The sequence below is a fragment of the Celeribacter sp. genome (assembly GCF_048261515.1).
Taxonomy (GTDB): domain Bacteria; phylum Pseudomonadota; class Alphaproteobacteria; order Rhodobacterales; family Rhodobacteraceae; genus Celeribacter.
Genome location: NZ_JBLXFZ010000003.1, coordinates 130485 through 150287, shown reverse-complemented (window position 1 = coordinate 150287; position 19803 = coordinate 130485). Strand labels below are relative to the sequence as shown.

Below are 19803 nucleotides of genomic sequence, written 5' to 3'. Positions count from 1 at the left end.
CTAAAAGCATGTTTTTCTGGTCTGGCAGGGATACGCGCTCACGCGCCGCGTGGCAAGGCCCGCCACCACGACAAACCCCGCCACCCCACAGGTGCAGGACGGGCGGTCAGTAAAGCCCGCCCGAGGACAGCGCGTTGCTGTCGGCCTTTTTCGGGATCACGATGGAGCGGCCCGAATCCGTCTGGATCTCGCGATTGCCGCTATCGACCGTCGCGCCTTCAAACAGTGGCAGGTTCGAGCCCATGGCAAAGCCACCATCAAACATCACGCCGAAGACAGGCTCTTCGCCATCGCGGAAATACTCGGCCACCACGTGATCGCCAGAGGCATTGTCAGGCAGGCGTGCGCCCGTGAAACGGTCGATCTTGATAAAGTGGCCACCGGGCGGCACGGTAAACTTGCCACCGCCGTATTTGGCCACGGCATCCTGCATCACCTCGTTGAACACGGGACCACAGAAACCGCCGCCCGACGCACCAGGCATGGCGCGCGGCGTGTCGAAACCGATGTAGCAGCCCGCCACGATATTGGAGGTGAAGCCCACAAACCACGCGTCCTTGCCGTCGTTGGTCGTCCCCGTCTTGCCCGCCGTGGGCACGCCGAGGTTGACACGACCCGCCGCCGTCCCGCGCGACACAACACCCTGCATCATCGAGGTCAGTTGGTAGGCGGTGATGGCGTCCATCACCCGCTCGCGGTTGGATTTGATCGTCGGCGCGACACCAGAGGCCAGATCGGCCACATCGCATTCGACGCAATCGCGCTGGTCATGCTTGTAGATCGTGCGGCCGAAACGGTCCTGCACGCGGTCCACAAGGGTCGGCTCGACGCGCTCGCCGCCATTGGCGAACATCGCATAGGCCGACACCATCTTGTAAAGCGTCGTCTCTTCGGCCCCCAGCGAGGAGGCAAGGTATTGCCCCATCTGGTCATAGACGCCGAAACGTTCGGCGTAGCTGGCCACAACATCCATTCCGACCTCTTGGGCCAGACGGATCGTCATCAGGTTCCGCGACCGCTCGATCCCCGTCCGAAGCGGCGTGGGGCCGTAGAACTGGCGCGAGGCGTTCTGCGGACGCCAGACGCCCTGCGGCGTGTTGATCTCGATCGGTGCGTCCACGATGATCGTCGCGGGGGTAAAGCCGCTGTCGAGGGCCGCCGCGTATACGAAGGGTTTGAAGCTCGATCCCGGTTGACGGGTGGCCTGCGTGGCGCGGTTGAAGACCGAATGCTGGTAGGAGAAGCCGCCCTGCATCGCCAGAACACGGCCCGTCTCCACGTCCATCGCAACAAAGCCGCCCTGCACTTCGGGCACCTGACGCAGCGACCAGCGGATCAGGTCGCCTTCGCCATTGTCGCCCGTTGTCATGCGGCGGATGTGAACCACGTCGCCGCGGGTGAAATTGTCACGGAACGAGCCGCGCATCCACCCGATGTCCGCACGCGGGACGGAGACTTCGCCCTCGCCTTCGACCATCACGGTCAGCTCGCTGTCGCCAATCACATTGACCACGCCCACGAACCAGCCGCCATCAAGGGTGATATCGCGCGCCACGGCCACATCGCCGAGCGCCGCTTCCCATGTGCCGTCGTCAATCGTTGCGGGGTCGATGGCCTCGCCCGTGCCGCGCCAGACACCGCGCTCGCGATCCAGCGTCTCAAGACGCTTGCGCAGCGCATTGGCCGCACTCTCCTGCAATTCGGGATCAAGCGTCGCGCGGATCGACAGGCCGCCTTCGAAGAATTCCTCCTCGCCGAAGTCCTTGGACAGTTGGCGGCGGATTTCGTCGGTGAAATAGTCGCGCGGCGGCAGGGAGGCGCGGAAGCTCTCGTAATCGCCATTCTGCACCGAGCGGATCGGCTCAAGGCGCGCGCGTTCATACTCTTCCTGCGACAGATAACCGTTCTCATACATCTCGCGCAGCACGAAATTGCGCCGCTCCAGCGCCGCATCGTAGTTCTTCACGGGATGGTAGCTGTAGGGTGCCTTGGGGTGGATGGCGAGGAAGGCCGCCTCTTCGGGCGTCAGTTCCGACAGCGTCTTGTTGAAATAGGTCTGCGCCGCCGCCGTCACACCGAAGGAACGCGCGCCCAGATCAATCTCGTTGAGGTAAAGCCCCAGAATCTCGTCCTTGGTCAGCGTCTCCTCAAGCCGCGAGGCGAGGATGATCTCCTTGATCTTGCGCTCGGCCGAACGGTCCGAGGAGAGCAGGAAGTTCTTCATCACCTGCTGGGTAATCGTCGACGCCCCGCGTAGACGCCCACCCTGCGCTGCCGAGACCGCCGCCGCAATCATGCCGCGAATATCATAGCCGGGGTGGTTGTAGAAATTCTTGTCTTCCGCCGAGATAAAGGCGTGCTTGACCAGATCGGGGATTTCCGAAGGCGGCGTATACAGACGGCGCTCGCGGGCGAACTCGTCAATGATCTCGCCCTCACCCGAATAGACGCGGGAGATCGTTGGCGGCTGGTATTGCGCCAGCGCCTCGTGGTTGGGCAGATCGCGGCTGTACATATAAAGCACGCCCCCCACCACCAACGCGAGCAGGATCAGCCCCGTCGTGATGAGCGAAAAGATCGTCCCGAAGAAGGAAAAGATAAACCTGACCACGCCCGTTTGCCTCTCATGCGTCGCGGGTGCGCAGCTGACTCGCGCACACCCTTTCGCGCCTTACTATACACCCGCCCCGCCGTGGTCAAAACCAACGCGCGGTAATGTGAGCGCTTTTGTGCGCGCAATCGGGGTGCTCAACAGGTCAAATCAGCCCCCGCGACCTGCGCACCCGCTACTGGCGCAGATCGCGCGTGCGGGCCGCATCCCATTCTTTCCACTTGATCAGAGCATCGCGCACCGCCCATGCCGCCTGTGCCCGCCACGCGGAATCGGCCAGCTTGTCACGATCTTCCTGCGAGGACAGGAACCCCAACTCGACAAGCACCGACGGGATATCCGCCGCTTTAAGCACGGAGAAACCCGCCTCCTGACGTGGCCGCTTGTGCATGCCCACGCTCGCCTGCAATTCCGCCACCAGAGCATCGGCCAGCGCATCGGTGCGCGGCTCGGTCTCCGTGCGCGCCATATCCATCAACACGCCCGCGATCACATCGTCCTGCCCCGTCAGGTCCACCCCCGACAACAGGTCCGCCCGATCATGCCGCTCCGCAAGCATCTGCGAAGCCGCATCGGTCGCGGTCGGGGACAGAGTATACACCGATGCCCCGTTGGCATGGCCCTCGGGGATTGCATCCGCGTGCAGCGACAAGAACACATCCGCGCCCGCCTCGCGTGCCCGCGTGATCCGTGTTTCCAATGGCACGAAAGTGTCGTCGGTGCGCGTCAACGTCACCTCAAAGCCCCCTGCCCGCACCAACGCATCGCGCAACTCCTGCGCAAAGGTCAGCATCAGATCCGCTTCCTTCACCCCGTCGCGCACCGCACCTGGATCAATGCCGCCGTGGCCCGGGTCCAGAACCACCTTGAGTGGTCCGCCCACGGGCCGCGATTGCGTCGGCAGGGCAACCGCCTTGCCCGCACGCGGGAATTGCGCATCCGCAGGCACACCCGTCCCCGTCGAGAAACGGGACGCAGGCACCACTTCCATCGCCATGCGCAAGACAGCAGCCCCCGTATCGTCGAGCTTCATCTCCGCCATCACCACTTCCAAAGGCGCGGCCAGATCAAGCACCATCCGTGACCAGCCCGGACGGAAGACGCCAACACGCAGCCCCTCAACCGTCTGCGAGCTGTTGAAAGCCTCCGTATCGAAACCCGTCCAATCCACTTCCGAGAAATCCACCACCATGCGCATCGGATCGTTCAGCGTGAACACCCGAAACGGCACACGCTGCCCCATGCGCAGGGTAAACCACGTGGTTGACGCATCCTGCGTGAGCGCGGAACCTTCGTTCATTGCGGGGGTCAGTGCTGTCAGGCGATCCTGCGCCCGCGCTCCCGTCCCGCCCGCAAATGCGACAACCATCGCCAGCGCGGCCACGACAAGCATCCGCACCATCGTTCCAATCATCCGAATATCCATCATCCGCGCCCGCATCCCGTTCACCCCTTTAATACGCTCCGCCCTCTCGCGGGGGCGGCTTGGCTCAACTTACCGATCCCGCATAAAGGCGTGAAGCCGTTTCAGCCCTTCCGCAATGTCCTCACGCGAACGTGCATAGGAGAAGCGCACCGTCTGCCCGCCGCGGCGCGGGTCGAAATCGAGACCGGGCGTGATCGCCACACCCGCCTTTTCCAGCACTTCGGCGCAGAAAGCGCGGCTGTCGTCGGTGATGTCGGACACATCGGCATAGATGTAGAAGGCCCCATCGGGCGGCGCGATCTTGGTGAACCCCGCCTTGGGCAGCCCGTCGAGCATCATGCGGCGGTTCTCGGCATAGGTCTCCACATGCCCCTCACATTCCTCGCGGGCCGAAAGTGCGCCAAGCGCAGCGACCTGTGCAGCATGGGGCGGGCAGATGAAGAGGTTCTGCGCCAGCCGCTCGATCGTGCGCACATGGTCTTGCGGCACCACCATCCAACCCACGCGCCAGCCCGTCATGGAGAAGAACTTGGAGAAAGAGTTGATGACATAAACGTCGTCGGACAGTTCCAGCGCGGACACCGCGCGACCTTCGTATTGAATACCGTGGTAAATCTCGTCGGAGATGAAAGAGATGCCCTTCGCCGCGCAGGCGTCGATAAGACCGCCAAGCGCCGCGTGATCGAGCATCGTGCCCGAAGGGTTGCCAGGGCTTGCCACGATCAACCCGTCGAGACCCTCGGGGATTGCCGCGGGCACGGGCTGGAGGCGGTCCTCCATCCGCGTCTGGATACCCACGGGCTCGACATCAAGTGCGGAGAGGATTTGCCGATAGGACGGATAGCCCGGCTCACCCAAGCCCACCTTCGCGCCCGCATCAAACAGCGCAGTAAAGGCGAGGATGAAAGCCCCCGACGATCCTGACGTAACCACCACGCGGGCGGGGTCCAGATCGACGCCATACCAATCGGAATAAAGCTGCGCTATCCCTGCGCGCAATTCGGGCAGGCCGAGCGCCACCGTATAGCCCAGCGGCCCCGCCTCCATCGCCTCCGCCAATGCGGCCCGCGCCTTGGCGGGTGCCCCCGTCGAGGGCTGGCCCACCTCCATATGGATGATGTGCCGTCCCGCCTCCTCTGCCGCACGTGCCGCTTCCATCACATCCATGACGATGAAGGGATCGACCTCGGAACGGCGCGAGAGCGGCATGGGGAAGCGGGTTTTGGGATCGGGTGCAGGTTTTGTCATGGGGAGGAGCCTTGCTTGTGTTTCGCACCCATTCGATGCCAGTGCGTGACGCGAATTGCAATGGCACGCGAGGCCGCAGGGGCAGACAGGTGCCCGACGCATGTCCGACGGATGTCCGACACCTATCCGACAGGCATTTTGCCGCCCTGCGGTGCTTGGTCACGCAACTGTAGGGTGGCACGCTAATCACAATGTGATAGAGCGTGAGGAACGCCATTTAGCAAACGAGAGTGCTCATGATCCTGTCCCGCTACCTGACCCGCGGCCTCGCCGCAGCCGCCCTGCTCACCACGACATCTCTGGGGGCTTTTGCGCTTGACCTGTCGGACATGAGCAGCGACGAACGCGCCGCCTTCCGCGCCGAAGTTCGCGCCTATCTCCTTGAAAATCCAGAAGTTCTTATGGAAGCCGTGGACGTTTACAACCAGCGCCAGCAAGCCGCACAGGCCCAAGGCGAGCAACAGTTGATCGCCGCCCACGCCGACGACATTTTCCACGCCGAACACGATCTGGTCATGGGCAACCCCGAAGGCAGCCTGACCTTCGTGGAGTTCCTCGATTACAACTGCGGCTACTGCAAGAAGGCGCATCCCGAGGTCCAATCCCTGCTGGACACCGACGGCGACATCCGCCTGATCGTCAAGGAATACCCCATCCTAGGCGAAGGCAGCGTCCTCGCCGCCCGCTTCGCATTGGCTACAAAATTCGTTGCAGGAACAGAGGCTTATGCCGCCATCCACGACATGCTAATGGAGAGCCGCAGCGCCATTTCCGAAGCCTCTCTGGCACGCATGGCCTCCGATCTCGACCTTGACGCCGACGCGATCAATGCCGCGATGGACAGCGACGAGGTCAACGCCGTGCTCGCCGAGAACCAACGCATCGGCGCGATCTTGCAAGTCACGGGCACACCGTCCTTCATCATGGGCGACCAGATGGTGCGCGGCTATGTCCCGATTGACGCCATGCTGGAGATCGTGGACGAATTGCGCGGGTAAGACGCGCGACCAACCTATTGACAGGACACGAAAAACCCCGCCACTGGCGGGGTTTTGTTTGAGTATTCCGGCAGCAAAGTAGAGGCTATTCCGCCGCTTCATCCGTCGCCGCAACGCGTTTGGCTTCAAGCTCCTCGGCCTTCTTCTCGACCTGTTCGACGATGTGTTCGACCATGCTGTCGTTGTCCATCTTGTGGCTTTGCGCACCACCGAGATAGACCATCCCGTGCCCCGCACCGCCCCCCGTCCAACCGACATCCGTCATCAGCGCCTCACCCGGCCCGTTGACGACACAGCCGATGATCGACAGCGACATGGGCGTTTTGATGTGCTCCAGCCGCTGCTCCAGCGCCTCGACCGTCTTGATCACGTCAAACCCCTGCCGCGCGCAGGAAGGGCAGGAAATGATGTTCACGCCGCGATGGCGCAGGCCCAGTGATTTCAGGATTTCATAGCCGACCTTGACCTCTTCCACAGGGTCGGCGGACAGGCTCACGCGGATCGTATCACCGATCCCCATCCACAACAGTTGCCCCAGCCCGATGGCCGATTTGATCGTCCCCGACATCAGCCCGCCTGCCTCGGTGATCCCGAGATGGATCGGCGCGTCGGTGGCTTCGGCCAGTTGTTGATAGGCCGCAGAGGCAAGGAAGACATCGGAGGCCTTCACCGAGATCTTGAAATTGTGGAAGTCGTTGTCTTCGAGGATCTTGATGTGATCCAGCCCGCTTTCCACCATCGCATCAGGGCAAGGCTCGGCGTATTTCTCCAACAGGTGCTTTTCCAGCGAGCCTGCGTTGACGCCGATACGGATGGAGCAGTTGTGATCCTTGGCGGCCTTGATGACCTCCTTCACCCGCTTTTCGTCCCCGATATTACCAGGGTTGATCCGCAAACAGGCCGCACCCGCTTCCGCCGCCTCAATAGCGCGTTTGTAGTGGAAGTGGATGTCGGCCACGATCGGCACGGGGCTTTCGCGGCAAATCTCCTTGAGCGCAGTCGTCGCGGCCACATCAGGTGCGGAGATACGCACGATATCGGCGCCCGCATCGGCGGCACGGATCACTTGATCCAGAGTGGCTTTCACATCGCCGCTGTCGGTGTTGGTCATGGTCTGCACCGAGATCGGCGCGTCGCCCCCCACGGGCACATCCCCCACCCAGATCTTGCGGCTTTCGCGGCGCTCGATGTTGCGCCAAGGGCGGATGGGATTGTGGGACATGGGCGCGGTTCCTCGTGACGTGATGAGCTCGGCTCATAGATAGGCCGCGACGCAAGGCGGAGCAAGCATCGCGGGGGTAAAATACGGATCGAAGATGGGGCTATTCGGTGGTGGATTCGGCGCTGGCGACACGGAAGGCTTCGGCCACACGGTCATTGGCGGCAAGATCAACCGCATCGAAGGCCTCAGAGACCGCATCGACGGAAAGCGCGATATTCTTGACCACGGAGCCTGTGCTACCTGCGGGGCCGTAGGCTTGCCCGTTGACCGCGAAATAGACACCGCCCGCGTTGCCCGTGCGCAGAACCGGAGGTTCTTCCATCGTGGGCAGGACATAGCGTTCGCCCGCGTTGAGAATCTTCTCGAAGAGTACCGATCCATCGGCGGCTTGAACGCGCACCCATGTGGCGTTTACTGCAACGATGGCGAGATCGGGAGCGTCTTCCTCGACGACCTGAACGGGCGCATCGCTCAGACCTTCAGTGATCGCAGCGGCCACCTGCCCCGTGAGCGCATTGAGACGTTCCTCGGCGCTTTCGGCGACCAGCGCGCCATTGGAGCGCGGGTCGAGCGTGGCGATCGGTCCATCGCGCGGCACCAGAACAGGCACATCGAGCGCCTGCGGACGGTAAAGGCGATCAAAGCCTTCGGTGGATTGCGGAGCAAGATCAACAGTTTCGTCGAGACCTGCAACAACAGCCGCAGGTGCGCTCAAGGGTGCGACCTCGGCCGCGACGTTCGGGGTCGCATCGACGGGAGCCATTTGCACCTGCTGAATTTCGTTGAGCATCGCCCAGCCCCCGTAGCCAATGCCCGCAAGCAGCAGGAGCAGCACGGCCGTCGACCCAAGCGCACCAGGTTCGATACGCGCGAAAATACTCTCGCCGCGAGGCACAAAACTGGCGTTGGGATCGGCAAAGGGGTCTTTTCTCACGGCGGGCGCTGCGGTCACAACGGCGGCGCGTTTGGTCGATGCCTCGGGCGCCATCCCGTGCGCGACAGAAAAGCCGCTCTCGGCGCAGAAACGGTCAAAGGCCCAATCGGGGTCGAGTTGCAGGTAGCGCGCATAGGAACGCACGTAGCCCGCGATAAAGCCCTGCGTCTCGAAGACGGACGGATCGGCATTCTCGATGGCTGCGATATAGGTTGCTTTGATCTTCAACTCGCGCTGAATATCGAGCAGGGATTTGCCCATGGTGGCGCGTTCCCCGCGCATGACGTCCCCGAGCCGCAACTCGAAATCGTCAAAACCGCGCGGTAGGTCCGCTTCCTCGACGGGTGGCTTACTCCACCGTCCGATCATACATGCTGCCCCTGGTTTCTGTCCCGAAAAACGCGCACGATTCGTGTGCAACGCTTAGCCATTCCTTAGCATAGGCAGAAACGCGACCAATAGCGGGAATCGAAGTTAACCGGCCAAATCGGCGCGATTCAGCGCACAATGGCTCCAGAGTGCGTCAAGACCGCCCACAAGTGCATCCATCTCTTTCGGTCCGTGCACAGGCGACGGCGTGAAGCGCAAACGCTCGGTGCCGCGCGGAACTGTGGGGAAGTTCACCGGTTGGACGTAGATACCGTATTGCTCAAGCAGCATGTCGGACATCAACTTGGTATGCTTGGGGTCGCCCACGATAAGCGGAACGATATGGGAGCCGTGGTCGGTGATCGGCAGACCCAAGCTCTTCAGGCGCAGCTTGAGCACCTTGGCTTGTGTCTGATGCGCCTCACGCAATGCGGTGTCGGTTTTCAGATGCGCAATCGACGCCGCCGCCCCTGCCGCAACTGCGGGCGGGATCGAGGTGGTGAAGATAAACCCAGGCGCATAGGAGCGCACCGCGTCGCACATTTTCTCGCTGGCCGCGATATAGCCGCCGAAGACGCCGACGGCCTTACCGAGCGTGCCGTTAACGATGTCGATACGGTCCATCAGGCCGTCACGTTCAGCCACACCCGCACCACGCGCGCCATACATGCCAACCGCGTGGACCTCGTCGATATAGGTCAGCGCACCGAATTCGTCGGCCAGATCAAGGATCTCCTCGATCGGCCCGAAATCGCCGTCCATGGAATAGACGCTTTCGAATGCGATGAGCTTGGGCGCTTGCGGATCGTCAGCGGCCAGAAGCTCGCGCAGGTGCGCCACATCGTTGTGACGGAACACACGTTTCGCTCCGCCATTGCGGCGAATGCCCTCGATCATCGAGGCGTGGTTCAACTCGTCGGAATAGATGATCAGACCAGGGAAGAGTTTCGGCAGGGTCGAGAGCGTCGCATCATTGGCGATATAGGCGGAGGAGAAAACCAGAGCGGCCTCCTTGCCATGCCAATCGGCCAGTTCGGCTTCGAGCCTTTTATGGTAAACCGTGGTGCCAGAAATGTTGCGCGTGCCGCCCGAACCTGCGCCTGTGGCGTCAATCGCATCTTTCATCGCGGCCAGAACAACAGGGTGTTGGCCCATGCCAAGGTAGTCGTTGCCACACCACACGGTAACGGGTTGCTCGGTACCATCGGGCTTTTTCCATGTCGCGTGCGGGAAGTTGCCGCGCTTGCGTTCAATGTCGATAAAGGTGCGGTAACGCCCTTCGTCGTGCAGCCTCTGGAGAGCATCGTCAAGCTTCGCAGTGTAGTCCACGTTTCTTCCTTTCGCACGTCTCGGTCTGTCTTGTTTTAGCGTCCGCAGATTGAAAAAGCGATTCATATTCACAAATCGCGAATTGTTCCAACTACAGCTCCGAACTCGTGGAGACCGTCCATCCTGTTCGGCGTTCTTATAACCACGCACAAAATCCCCGATGAATGATCTATGTCAAGCCGCACAGCAGCGCTGGACACCACAAATCAGCACGATAGTCTGCGGCAAAACAGCCCGTCAGCGTAATGACACGCTTTTTCGGCCCCAAAACGTCCAACTCGCGAGGCATCCCATGACCGCATCCACCGCCACACCCGCAACGCTCGATACCGTGCTTTCTCACATCGACAGCGACATCGACGCGGCCACCGCGCGGCTGATCGAACTGTTGCGCATCCCGTCGATCTCGACCGATCCCGCCTACAAGGACGACTGCGCCCGCGCCGCCGACTGGCTGGTGGCCGATCTCGAAACGCTAGGCATCTCCGCCCGCGCGATCCCCACGCCGGGACACCCGATGGTGATGGGCAAATACGAGGGACCAGAGGGCACACCGCATCTGGTCTTCTACGGCCACTACGATGTGCAACCTGTTGATCCTCTTGACCTTTGGGATAACGACCCCTTCGACCCGAAACTCGAAGAGACCGCGAAAGGAACCGTGATCCGTGGGCGCGGCACCTCCGATGACAAAGGGCAATTGATGACCTTCGTCGAGGCCTGCCGCGCGTGGAAAGAGGTCCACGGCACCCTGCCCTGCACGATCACCTTCTTCTTTGAAGGCGAGGAAGAGAGCGGCTCGCCGTCGCTCATTCCCTTCATGGAAGAATACAAAGAAGCGCTCAAAGGGGATGTGGCGCTGATCTGCGATACGGGGCTTTTCGGCCATGACACCCCCGCAATTGTCACCATGCTGCGCGGGCTGATGGGGGAGGAAGTCACCATCACCGCTGCCGACCGCGACCTGCACTCGGGCATGTATGGCGGGGTCGCGCGCAACCCGATCCATGTGCTGACCAAGCTCATTGCGGAGCTGCACGATGACGAGGGGCGTGTCACACTGCCTGGCTTCTATGACGGGGTGAACGAATTGCCCGCCGAAGTCGCCGCTCAATGGGAAGCACTCGGTTTCGACCACAAATCCTTCCTTGGCGAAGTCGACCTGTCACAGCCCGCAGGCGAAAAAGACCGCACACCGCTGGAGATGATCTGGTCGCGCCCGACGCTGGAAGTCAACGGCATCACGGGCGGTTACACGGGCGACGGGTTCAAGACGGTGCTACCGTCCAAAGCCTCCGCCAAGATCTCCTGCCGTCTCGTAGGCAACCAAGACCCCGAGGCGATCCGCGCCGCCTTGCGCGCCCATATCGAGGCGGGACTGCCCGAGGATTGCACGGTAAGCTACAACCCGCACGGTTCTGGCCCCGCCTCCACCATGGCCACCGATCACCCCGCCTTCGAGGCCGCGCGCGTGGCACTTTCCGACGAATGGCCCAATGAGGCGGCCTTCGTGGGCTGCGGCGGCTCGATCCCGATTGCGGGGTATTTCAAGCAGATCGTCGGCGTTGACGCGCTTCTGACGGGCTTTGGCCGCGACGATGACGGGCTGCACAGCCCCAATGAGAAATACGATCTTGAATGCTTCCACAAGGGTATCCGCTCTTGGGCGCGCATTCTCGATAAGGTCACTGCGGCAACATGAACATCATCACCATGCTGGGGCGGGTCATCTGGCTTCTCGCCGCCGCCCTCGCACTGACCGCTGCCGTTCTCGCAACCCTGTGGTTCCTCGGGCGCCCTGCGCGCGAGGTGCAGGGAATCTGGGAGACGGAAGGCTACGGTCTGGTATTCGACATCTCGCCCTTCACCATCCGCATTTTGCAGGTGGGGCCAGCCTCCTGCACGATCTGGAAAACCATGCCCGCCCACCGAGGCATGGCGAAACGTTTTGCAGGCTACGGGTTTTCGGCCGTGGGGGCAGGCTCGGTGATGCAGATATCCGCAGCCGACGTCACCAACCCCATTACCGCCACGCGGCTGGACGCCCTGCCTGCGCAATGCACCGAGGGCAAACCTGCGGGCCCCGTCGAGAATTTCGACATCTTCTGGCACGCCTTCGACCAGCACTACCCGCATTTCGAGACACAGGGCATCGACTGGGACGCGCGCCGTGACGAGGCGCTGACGGAACTGGGCGATCCCCCTGACCGCGACCCGCGCACACTGGCCGCAGTCATGCGCCATGCGCTCGACGGGATCACCGATCCGCAGGTCTCACTCGACACACCCGACGGCACCTACCGCCCCGCGCGCGGCATTGAGGAAGAGGTGCCCGCTTGGGTCGAAAAGGCCCGCGCTGCCCTGCCCGTGATTGACAGCTACCTTGACCCAGAACCGCAGAACACCGAGACGGGCGGCTTCCGCCACGCTTGGATCGACGGGGAAATCGCCTATCTCGGCCTGCACCACATGGAGACACAGGCCGCTCTTTCGGGCACGCAGGCCGACGAAGCCGCCGCGCTCGCCGCCCTCATGGCCGAGACCTACGCGGATGCGAAAGGCGTGATCGTGGACCTGCGTTTCAACCCTGGTGGCGCGGAGACCGTGGCGCTGGAATACGCGCGACTTTTTGCATCCGAGGCGCGGATTGTGGCGCAGAAATCCGTGGTCACGGGGCCAGACAGCCTCTCGCCCCCCACTCCGATCCGCATCCGTCCCACCGAAGCCAGCTTTGGCGCCATCCCCACCGTTGTCCTGACCTCCGCTCATACGGGCGGCGCAGCGGAACTCTTCACACTGGCCGTGCGCGATGAGCCGCAGGTGACGGTGATGGGAGAGGAAACGGCAGGTGCGCTCTCGGACCTGCTCACCCGCACCCTGCCCAACGGGTTCTCCGTCACCCTGCCCCATCAGGTCTACGCGACCGCCGAGGGTACCCCAATCGGTCTCACCCCGCTTGCCCCCGATCTATCGGTCGCGGACGGCAACGGAAATGCGGGCGATGCGGTGCTGGAAGCGGCAATTGACGTGTTGGAGTGAGGTGAGAAGTCGAGCGCCTGATCCAGCGTCCTGCACCGCAGGCGCGACGGTCAGGGCAAAACAACCTTTAGTAAAGCATGGCCTCCGGATTTCATCCTTCGGCATTTTCACCCTAAAATCTCTCCCCCAGAGAGGTTATTCAGCTTTTCCGATCGGGAGAAAATGGTGGGTGATAAGAGATTTGAACTCCTGACATCTTCGATGTGAACGAAGCGCTCTACCACTGAGCTAATCACCCGCCGTGCCGCGCTATTTAGCGGGTGATTTGGGAGCTTGCAAGAGTGAAATCGGAGAAAAAGCGCGCACGGCTACAGGGGGTGCGGCGCGGGTCCGTCACCCCTCCTCACCGCCGCTTTCATCGGCCACTTTGACGGCGGCTTTTTCAGCGGCGACCTTTTCCAGCATGGGCTTCGAGCGGCGGATTTTGGTGATCAGAACATGGGCGTTGCCCGCGTCTTTCTGGCGATTGACCGAGAGTTTCCCCAAGGGCGGCAGGTTCATCTCCTCACCCGCCATAAGCGCCTCGCCAAGCTCGGCCAGTACAGCGTCCACAACGGGTTTGATCTTATTCTTCTTCGCGCCAGATGCCTCGGCCACACGCTCGTAAAAGGCTTTCTTATTGACCTCAGACACGACGGAAGCGGCGGGTGCCGTGACCGTGGCGGCGGGTGCTTTGGTTGTCGCGGCTTTCGTGGTGCGCGGCGTTTGGGGTGTTTTCGAGGTGGTGGTGCTGGTGGTTTTTGTCATGACGTGCCTCACTGCGTTGAAAAACAGACGAAATTCACACGGGTCATTGATGCTCGCGCGTTACCGCCAGTGTCGCGCCCCTGCGCTTTGAATGCAACGGGGGCGCCCGAAGACGCCCCCGCTCTGTGACATTGTGGTGCGTGCGACCTTAGTGCGCCGTAGCACCCGAACCGCCTTCTTTCGCGGTCAGCTTTGCCAAACGTGCCGCCTCCTCGGCCTCCTCGTCCCACTCGATGGGCTGGGGCTCGGTGACAAGCGCGTGCTTGAGCACCTCGGACACATGGGTCACGGGGATGATCTCAAGCCCGTCTTTGACGTTTTGCGGGATCTCGGCGAGATCCTTGACGTTTTCCTCGGGGATCAGCACAGTCTTGATCCCGCCGCGCAATGCCGCAAGGAGTTTCTCCTTCAGCCCGCCGATGGCGGTGGCATTACCGCGCAGGGAGACCTCGCCCGTCATGGCGATATCCTTACGCACCGGAATTTGCGTCAGCACAGAGACAATGGTCGTGACCATCGCCAGACCCGCGCTTGGCCCATCCTTCGGCGTCGCCCCGTCAGGCACGTGAACGTGAATGTCCATCGTGTCAAAGAGCGGCGGCTTGACCCCGATTTTCGGCGCAATCGAGCGCACATAGGAACTGGCCGCGTCGATGGATTCCTTCATCACATCGCCCAGTTTCCCCGTGGTCTTCATCCGCCCTTTACCGGGCAGTTTCAGAGCCTCGATCTGCAACAGATCACCGCCCACAGAAGTGTAAGCCAATCCGGTGACAACGCCGATCTGGTCCTCTTTTTCGGCCAGACCGTAGCGGAATTTCTTCACGCCCAAGAACTCTTCGAGGTTGTCGGACGTCACTTCGACGCTTTCGACCTCTTTCTTGATGATCTTCGTCACGGCCTTACGCGCAATCTTGGCGAATTCACGCTCCAGATTCCGCACACCAGCCTCGCGGGTGTAGTAGCGGATCACATCGGTGATCGCCCCATCGGTGACGGAGAATTCCTTGTCCTTTAGGCCGTGGTTCTTGACCTGTTTGGGGATCAGGTGCTGCTTGGCAATCTCGGCCTTTTCGTCCTCGGTGTAACCCGCGAGCGGGATGATCTCCATGCGGTCGAGCAGAGGCCCCGGCATGTTGTAGCTGTTCGAGGTGGTCAGGAACATCACGTTCGAGAGGTCATATTCGACCTCCAGATAGTGATCCACAAAAGTGGAATTCTGTTCCGGATCAAGCACTTCAAGCATCGCTGATGCGGGATCGCCACGGAAGTCCTGCCCCATCTTGTCGATCTCGTCGAGCAGGATGAGCGGGTTCGTCGTCTTGGCTTTTTTCAAGGCCTGAATGATCTTGCCCGGCATGGAGCCGATATAGGTCCGACGGTGGCCGCGGATCTCGGACTCGTCGCGCACGCCACCCAGCGAGATGCGAATGAACTCGCGTCCCGTGGCCTTGGCAACCGATTTGCCCAAGCTGGTCTTACCCACACCCGGAGGGCCGACAAGGCACATGATCGGGCCTTTGAGCTTCTTCGAGCGCTGCTGCACGGCAAGGTATTCGACGATGCGTTCCTTGACCTTCTCAAGCCCGTAGTGGTCATTGTCGAGGATTTCCTCGGCGCGGCCGAGATCCTTTTTGACGCGTGATTTCGTGCCCCACGGAACGGCCAGCATCCAGTCGAGGTAGTTGCGCACGACCGTGGCCTCCGCCGACATGGGCGACATGTTCTTGAGCTTTTTCAGCTCGGCCTCGGCCTTCTCTTTCGCCTCTTTCGACAGTTTGGTCGCGGCGATTTTCTCTTCAAGCTCGGCAATTTCGCCCTCGCCATCCTCGCCGTCACCCAGCTCCTTCTGGATCGCCTTCATCTGCTCGTTGAGATAATACTCACGCTGCGTGCGTTCCATCTGGCTTTTGACGCGGGTTTTGATCTTCTTCTCGACCTGAAGCACGGACATCTCGCCCTGCATCAGCCCGTAGACCGCCTCAAGACGCTCAGAGACGGGCAGCGTTTCCAGAAGTTTCTGTTTCTGTTCGACTTCGACGCCGAGGTGTCCCGACACGAGATCGGCCAGACGCGCGGGGTCGCGGGTCTCGGCCACGGCGGAAAGCGCCTCCTCGGGGACGTTCTTCTTGACCTTGGCGTAGCGTTCGAACTCCTCAGCCACCGAGCGCAGCAATGCAGTCACGGCTTCCGCATCGCCCTCGCTCTCCTCAAGCTCTTCGGCATGAGCGAGGAAGAAGGGGTCGTTCTCGGCAAAGCCCGTGATCTTCACACGGGTCGCGCCCTCGACCAGCACTTTCACCGTACCATCGGGCAGTTTGAGCAGTTGCAACACATTGGCCAGAACACCCGTGCGGAAGATATCGCCCGCTTCGGGGTCGTCGATGGCGGGATCGGTCTGGGCGGCCAGCAGGATTTGCTGGTCATTGGCCATGACCTCTTCCAACGCCTTCACGGATTTCTCACGTCCCACGAAAAGCGGCACGATCATGTGTGGGAACACAACAATGTCGCGCAGCGGCAGGACGGGGTAGGTTTTTTGCTCGTGCATCTTTTTTCCTTATCTTGGCAAAAGGGCCTGATCCCGCATCGGCGGCAACCCTTGGCCCTTTCCGTCTCGGTCTTCATATCTGTGGGGTCGTGGAGATATTTCAACCGCAGCCTATGGACGCAATATAGTGAAGTCTGCCTGCCTGCGCGCGGGGCCGCAAGCGCATATTGCAGGCAAATGGCGGTGATTTCGGACCGAGATCACGGTTTTTCTCGCACTTGCCTCACACCGCCCTTTTTCAAAGCGGTTCTATATCGCCCTGCGCACGCACCGCGTGGAAATCGGCTTCCCACGCGTCGAAGGTGCCTTCCGCGATGGCCGCGCGCATTCCGCTCATGATCTCTTGGTAGTAATGCAGGTTGTGCCACGTCAGCAGCATCCCCGAAATCATCTCGCCCGCGCGGAACACGTGATGGAGATAGGCGCGTGAATAGTTGCGGCAGGCGGGACACGTGCAATGCTCGTCGAGCGGGCGCGGATCGTCGGCGTGGCGGGCGTTCTTGATATTGACCTGCCCACGGCGGGTCCATGCCTGCCCCGTGCGCCCCGACCGTGACGGCAGCACACAATCCATCATATCGACCCCGCGCTTGACCGCGCCGACGATGTCATCGGGCTTACCCACGCCCATCAGGTAGCGCGGCTTGTCCTTCGGGAGTTGTTCGGGGGCGAAGTCGAGACAGCCGAACATCGCCTCCTGCCCCTCGCCCACGGCCAGACCACCGATGGCATAGCCCTCGAAACCGATCTTGGTGAGCGCCTCGGCACTCTCGGCGCGCAAGTCCTCTTCCAACCCGCCCTGCTGGATACCGAAAAGCGCGTGGCCGGGGCGATCCCCGAAAGCCTCTCGCGACCGCTCGGCCCATCTCATCGACAGGCGCATACTCTCCTCAAGCCGCGCACGATCGGCGGGCAGCGCGGGGCATTCGTCAAAGGCCATCACGATGTCGGAGCCAAGCAAGCGCTGGATTTCCATCGAGCGTTCAGGCGTCAGCTCGTGCTTGGAGCCGTCAATATGGGAGCGGAAGGTCACGCCCTTTTCCGTCAGCTTGCGCAACTCGGCGAGGCTCATCACCTGAAACCCGCCGCTATCCGTGAGGATCGGCTTGTCCCAGTTCATGAACTTATGCAGCCCACCCAGTCGGTCGATCCGCTCCGCCGTAGGGCGCAGCATCAGGTGATAGGTATTGCCCAGCAGGATATCCGCCCCCGTCGCCGCCACGCTTTCAGGCATCATCGCCTTGACGGTGGCCGCCGTGCCCACAGGCATGAAGGCGGGCGTGCGAATGTCGCCGCGCGGGGTGGAAATCAAACCAGTGCGGGCGCGCCCGTCGGTTGCGTTCAGGGTAAAGGAGAATCTCTGGGTCATGGGCCACGCAATAGCGCCAAATGCCGCCTTGGGCCAGAGGAAGGCACAAGCGACGCGGCGCACGACACCCGCGCGGACGACACGCGCGACAAAATTGCTTGCCCGCAACCACTGGACCTCCCCCGCCTTAAAACCTATATCTTTGCTCAGGAATAACGCGAGAGCAGTTGACATGACCGAGAACGCCAACCCCGTCGAAGGTGCGCCCCTGATCAAACCCTCAAGCACCGACCACCCGCTGCACGAAGCGGTCGTGGAGGCGTGCCGCACGGTGTATGACCCCGAAATCCCCGTGAACATCTACGATCTCGGACTGGTCTATACCATTGAGATCAATGCGGAAAACGAGGTCCATATCATCATGACCCTCACCGCGCCGGGATGTCCCGTCGCTGGCGAAATGCCTGGTTGGCTGGTCGATGCCGTCGAGCCTCTGGACGGGGTGCAGCACGTCGAGGTCGACATCACATGGGATCCGCCGTGGGGCATGGAAATGATGTCCGACGAGGCGCGCTTGGAGCTTGGCTTCATGTAACCCGACCAGCGCCTCGCCCGACAGATTACACATGGGATTGAGTTTTCACAACGCAACCTATAAGGGTTGCGTTATGCGCTTTGATACAAATAAGAAGTCACACACCTTCGCCGTGCTCACTGGCGACCTCGTCAACTCCACAGGCCTCGGCCCCGTCAAAGTGGAACAGGCGCTCGACACCTTATTCACGGCTTTTCGCACCATTCTTGATTGGGCTGGAGCAGGCCGCTACACGACACATCGCGGGGACGGCTGGCAATTGGTCGCTCCACAAGAGCAATACGCCTTGCGCTACGCGCTCTTCATACGTGCATCACTCAAAGCGGCCCATCCCTCCTTCGACACACGCATCGCAATTGCGACGGGTCACGGAGACATCCCCAACGACATCACCACGGCCACCGCTCCTGCCTTTATCGCCTCAGGCCGCAGCCTCGATGCCATGCACTATCAGTTCCGAATGGCCTATTCGCAGTCTCCCGAGCACGCGGCAATCGCAATCCTGCTCGACACCATCGCCCAAGACTGGACCTCCACTCAGGCCGAAACACTCCTGCCATTTCTCGACCCGACAGCCAGCCCGACGCAGAAGGACGTCGCGCATCACTTCGGAAAATCCCGTCAGGCAATCTCCAAAATTCTCGACGCGGCGCATTATACGGTCGTAAAGGAGACCCTGAACCTTATCGAAGGCGCACCGTCCCATGCCTGAAACCCTCGCCACCCTCTTTCTCGCCCATGTGCTTGCCGACTACGTGTTCCAGACCTCCACCATGGTGGCGCGCAAGGATGAGGCGAAAGTGCTTTTGGGCCACGGCATCATCGTCCTGCTCTCGGCAATGGCCACCACGGGCCAACTCCCCGTCTGGCCGCTGCTACTCTACGCGGGTGCACATTTCGCCATCGACGTGATCAAATCGCATCTGACCAACAACGGGATAGCGGCCTATCTTGCCGATCAGGTGGCGCATCTGGCCACCATCGGCGGTGTGGCGCTTGTCGCCCCCGACCTTGTCGCCAGCGGCGCTTGGGGCGCGGCGCCCGCTTGGGTCTTCCACACAATGCTGCTCGCCGGCGGACTTCTCTACGTCACCTGCGCGGGCGGCTTTGCCGTGGAGATACTCATGCGAAATTTTCGACCTAAGGATGCCTCTGAAGGCTTCAGTAATGCGCCATCGACAATCGGCAATTTGGAGCGATTTCTGGTCTACATATTCCTACTCGCTGGGATGCCCGAAGCAATAGGATTCATTTTTGCCGCTAAGGCGATCATGCGCTTCCAAACATTATCATCACAGAGCCAAAAATTCTATGAAAGCGTATTTATCGGCACGCTGGCCTCCTTCGGCTGGGCCATTGCGATCACAATCGGTGTGATGGCCCTGCGCGATGCCCTCCCCGCCTTGTGAAGACCCTCCCTTAGCC

15 protein-coding genes, 1 tRNA gene and 1 pseudogene are annotated in these 19803 nt (G+C 61.4%); 6 read left to right on the top strand and 11 right to left on the bottom strand.

Features of this window, described 5'->3' with window-relative positions; all coding sequences use genetic code 11:
• Positions 1 to 106 precede the first annotated feature (106 nt).
• From ACN0SC_RS07740 to ACN0SC_RS07730, 3 genes are all read right to left on the bottom strand, one after another.
• Positions 107 to 2611 (bottom strand): penicillin-binding protein 1A, encoded by a 2505-nt coding sequence (locus tag ACN0SC_RS07740; protein WP_417249087.1) that lies wholly within the window; start codon positions 2609 to 2611, stop codon positions 107 to 109.
• A 175-nt stretch (positions 2612 to 2786) separates the two neighbouring features.
• On the bottom strand, positions 2787 to 4025 hold the full coding sequence (locus ACN0SC_RS07735; RefSeq protein WP_417249086.1) for an N-acetylmuramoyl-L-alanine amidase: 1239 nt from the start codon (positions 4023 to 4025) through the stop codon (positions 2787 to 2789).
• 81 nt (positions 4026 to 4106) lie between these two features.
• Positions 4107 to 5246: a pyridoxal phosphate-dependent aminotransferase gene (locus ACN0SC_RS07730; protein ID WP_417249242.1), complete on the bottom strand. Its 1140-nt coding sequence runs from the start codon at positions 5244 to 5246 to the stop codon at positions 4107 to 4109.
• A 275-nt stretch (positions 5247 to 5521) separates the two neighbouring features.
• On the opposite strand from ACN0SC_RS07730, the gene ACN0SC_RS07725 reads away from it, so the two are divergent.
• The gene (locus ACN0SC_RS07725) at positions 5522 to 6283 is read left to right on the top strand and encodes a DsbA family protein (RefSeq protein WP_417249085.1); all 762 of its coding nucleotides are present in this window, start codon (positions 5522 to 5524) and stop codon (positions 6281 to 6283) included.
• A gap of 85 nt (positions 6284 to 6368) precedes the next feature.
• Here ACN0SC_RS07725 and ispG read toward each other — a convergent pair whose 3' ends face one another.
• The 4 genes and pseudogenes from ispG to hemA all read right to left on the bottom strand — a co-directional run bounded on the left by ispG (position 6369) and on the right by hemA (position 10137).
• The gene (gene ispG / locus ACN0SC_RS07720) at positions 6369 to 7505 is read right to left on the bottom strand and encodes a flavodoxin-dependent (E)-4-hydroxy-3-methylbut-2-enyl-diphosphate synthase (protein ID WP_417249084.1); all 1137 of its coding nucleotides are present in this window, start codon (positions 7503 to 7505) and stop codon (positions 6369 to 6371) included.
• Positions 7506 to 7605: 100 nt separating this feature from the next.
• Positions 7606 to 8493, bottom strand: coding sequence for a DUF4115 domain-containing protein (locus tag ACN0SC_RS07715; protein WP_417249241.1), 888 nt, complete (start codon positions 8491 to 8493; stop codon positions 7606 to 7608).
• Between the two features lie 63 nt (positions 8494 to 8556).
• Positions 8557 to 8721: pseudogene (locus ACN0SC_RS07710) on the bottom strand (helix-turn-helix domain-containing protein); the annotation flags it as partial.
• 192 nt (positions 8722 to 8913) lie between these two features.
• Positions 8914 to 10137: a 5-aminolevulinate synthase gene (gene hemA / locus ACN0SC_RS07705; protein ID WP_417249083.1), complete on the bottom strand. Its 1224-nt coding sequence runs from the start codon at positions 10135 to 10137 to the stop codon at positions 8914 to 8916.
• 292 nt (positions 10138 to 10429) lie between these two features.
• Here hemA and ACN0SC_RS07700 point away from each other — a divergent pair, with 292 nt between their 5' ends.
• Both ACN0SC_RS07700 and ACN0SC_RS07695 read left to right on the top strand, forming a co-directional pair.
• The gene (locus ACN0SC_RS07700; protein ID WP_417249082.1) at positions 10430 to 11839 is read left to right on the top strand and encodes a dipeptidase; all 1410 of its coding nucleotides are present in this window, start codon (positions 10430 to 10432) and stop codon (positions 11837 to 11839) included.
• Entirely contained in the window at positions 11836 to 13176 is a 1341-nt protein-coding gene (locus tag ACN0SC_RS07695; protein ID WP_417249081.1) for a S41 family peptidase, read from the top strand. Before ACN0SC_RS07700 ends, ACN0SC_RS07695 begins: the two co-directional genes overlap by 4 nt.
• Positions 13177 to 13339: 163 nt before the next feature.
• Here the strand turns inward: ACN0SC_RS07695 and ACN0SC_RS07690 are convergent.
• The 4 genes from ACN0SC_RS07690 to tgt form a co-directional block, all read right to left on the bottom strand.
• Positions 13340 to 13414: transfer RNA gene (locus ACN0SC_RS07690), tRNA-Val, on the bottom strand.
• Positions 13415 to 13509: 95 nt separating this feature from the next.
• Complete coding sequence (locus ACN0SC_RS07685) at positions 13510 to 13923, bottom strand: HU family DNA-binding protein (protein WP_417249080.1); 414 nt, start codon at positions 13921 to 13923, stop codon at positions 13510 to 13512.
• 148 nt (positions 13924 to 14071) lie between these two features.
• Positions 14072 to 16474: an endopeptidase La gene (gene lon / locus ACN0SC_RS07680; protein ID WP_417249079.1), complete on the bottom strand. Its 2403-nt coding sequence runs from the start codon at positions 16472 to 16474 to the stop codon at positions 14072 to 14074.
• Positions 16475 to 16712: 238 nt separating this feature from the next.
• Positions 16713 to 17843: a tRNA guanosine(34) transglycosylase Tgt gene (tgt, locus tag ACN0SC_RS07675; RefSeq protein ID WP_417249078.1), complete on the bottom strand. Its 1131-nt coding sequence runs from the start codon at positions 17841 to 17843 to the stop codon at positions 16713 to 16715.
• 172 nt (positions 17844 to 18015) lie between these two features.
• On the opposite strand from tgt, the gene ACN0SC_RS07670 reads away from it, so the two are divergent.
• The 3 genes from ACN0SC_RS07670 to ACN0SC_RS07660 all read left to right on the top strand — a co-directional run bounded on the left by ACN0SC_RS07670 (position 18016) and on the right by ACN0SC_RS07660 (position 19787).
• Positions 18016 to 18378, top strand: a complete 363-nt coding sequence (locus tag ACN0SC_RS07670; RefSeq protein ID WP_417249077.1) for an SUF system Fe-S cluster assembly protein — start codon at positions 18016 to 18018, stop codon at positions 18376 to 18378.
• Between the two features lie 73 nt (positions 18379 to 18451).
• Positions 18452 to 19090, top strand: coding sequence for a MarR family transcriptional regulator (locus tag ACN0SC_RS07665; protein WP_417249076.1), 639 nt, complete (start codon positions 18452 to 18454; stop codon positions 19088 to 19090).
• Entirely contained in the window at positions 19083 to 19787 is a 705-nt protein-coding gene (locus ACN0SC_RS07660; RefSeq protein WP_417249075.1) for a DUF3307 domain-containing protein, read from the top strand. Before ACN0SC_RS07665 ends, ACN0SC_RS07660 begins: the two co-directional genes overlap by 8 nt.
• Positions 19788 to 19803: the final 16 nt, after the last annotated feature.

Excerpts from the sequence above, each read along its gene's own strand:
- tgt (WP_417249078.1), bottom strand. The coding sequence starts at position 17,843 with ATGACCCAGAGATTCTCCTTTACCCTGAACGCAACCGACGGGCGCGCC.
- ispG (WP_417249084.1), bottom strand. The coding sequence starts at position 7,505 with ATGTCCCACAATCCCATCCGCCCTTGGCGCAACATCGAGCGCCGCGAA.
- ACN0SC_RS07735 (WP_417249086.1), bottom strand. The coding sequence starts at position 4,025 with ATGATTGGAACGATGGTGCGGATGCTTGTCGTGGCCGCGCTGGCGATG.
- ACN0SC_RS07670 (WP_417249077.1), top strand. The coding sequence starts at position 18,016 with ATGACCGAGAACGCCAACCCCGTCGAAGGTGCGCCCCTGATCAAACCC.
- ACN0SC_RS07685 (WP_417249080.1), bottom strand. The coding sequence starts at position 13,923 with ATGACAAAAACCACCAGCACCACCACCTCGAAAACACCCCAAACGCCG.
- ACN0SC_RS07730 (WP_417249242.1), bottom strand. The coding sequence starts at position 5,246 with ATGCCGCTCTCGCGCCGTTCCGAGGTCGATCCCTTCATCGTCATGGAT.
- ACN0SC_RS07700 (WP_417249082.1), top strand. The coding sequence starts at position 10,430 with ATGACCGCATCCACCGCCACACCCGCAACGCTCGATACCGTGCTTTCT.
- ACN0SC_RS07660 (WP_417249075.1), top strand. The coding sequence starts at position 19,083 with ATGCCTGAAACCCTCGCCACCCTCTTTCTCGCCCATGTGCTTGCCGAC.
- ACN0SC_RS07665 (WP_417249076.1), top strand. The coding sequence starts at position 18,452 with ATGCGCTTTGATACAAATAAGAAGTCACACACCTTCGCCGTGCTCACT.
- ACN0SC_RS07715 (WP_417249241.1), bottom strand. The coding sequence starts at position 8,493 with ATGGCGCCCGAGGCATCGACCAAACGCGCCGCCGTTGTGACCGCAGCG.
- lon (WP_417249079.1), bottom strand. The coding sequence starts at position 16,474 with ATGCACGAGCAAAAAACCTACCCCGTCCTGCCGCTGCGCGACATTGTT.
- ACN0SC_RS07695 (WP_417249081.1), top strand. The coding sequence starts at position 11,836 with ATGAACATCATCACCATGCTGGGGCGGGTCATCTGGCTTCTCGCCGCC.
- ACN0SC_RS07725 (WP_417249085.1), top strand. The coding sequence starts at position 5,522 with ATGATCCTGTCCCGCTACCTGACCCGCGGCCTCGCCGCAGCCGCCCTG.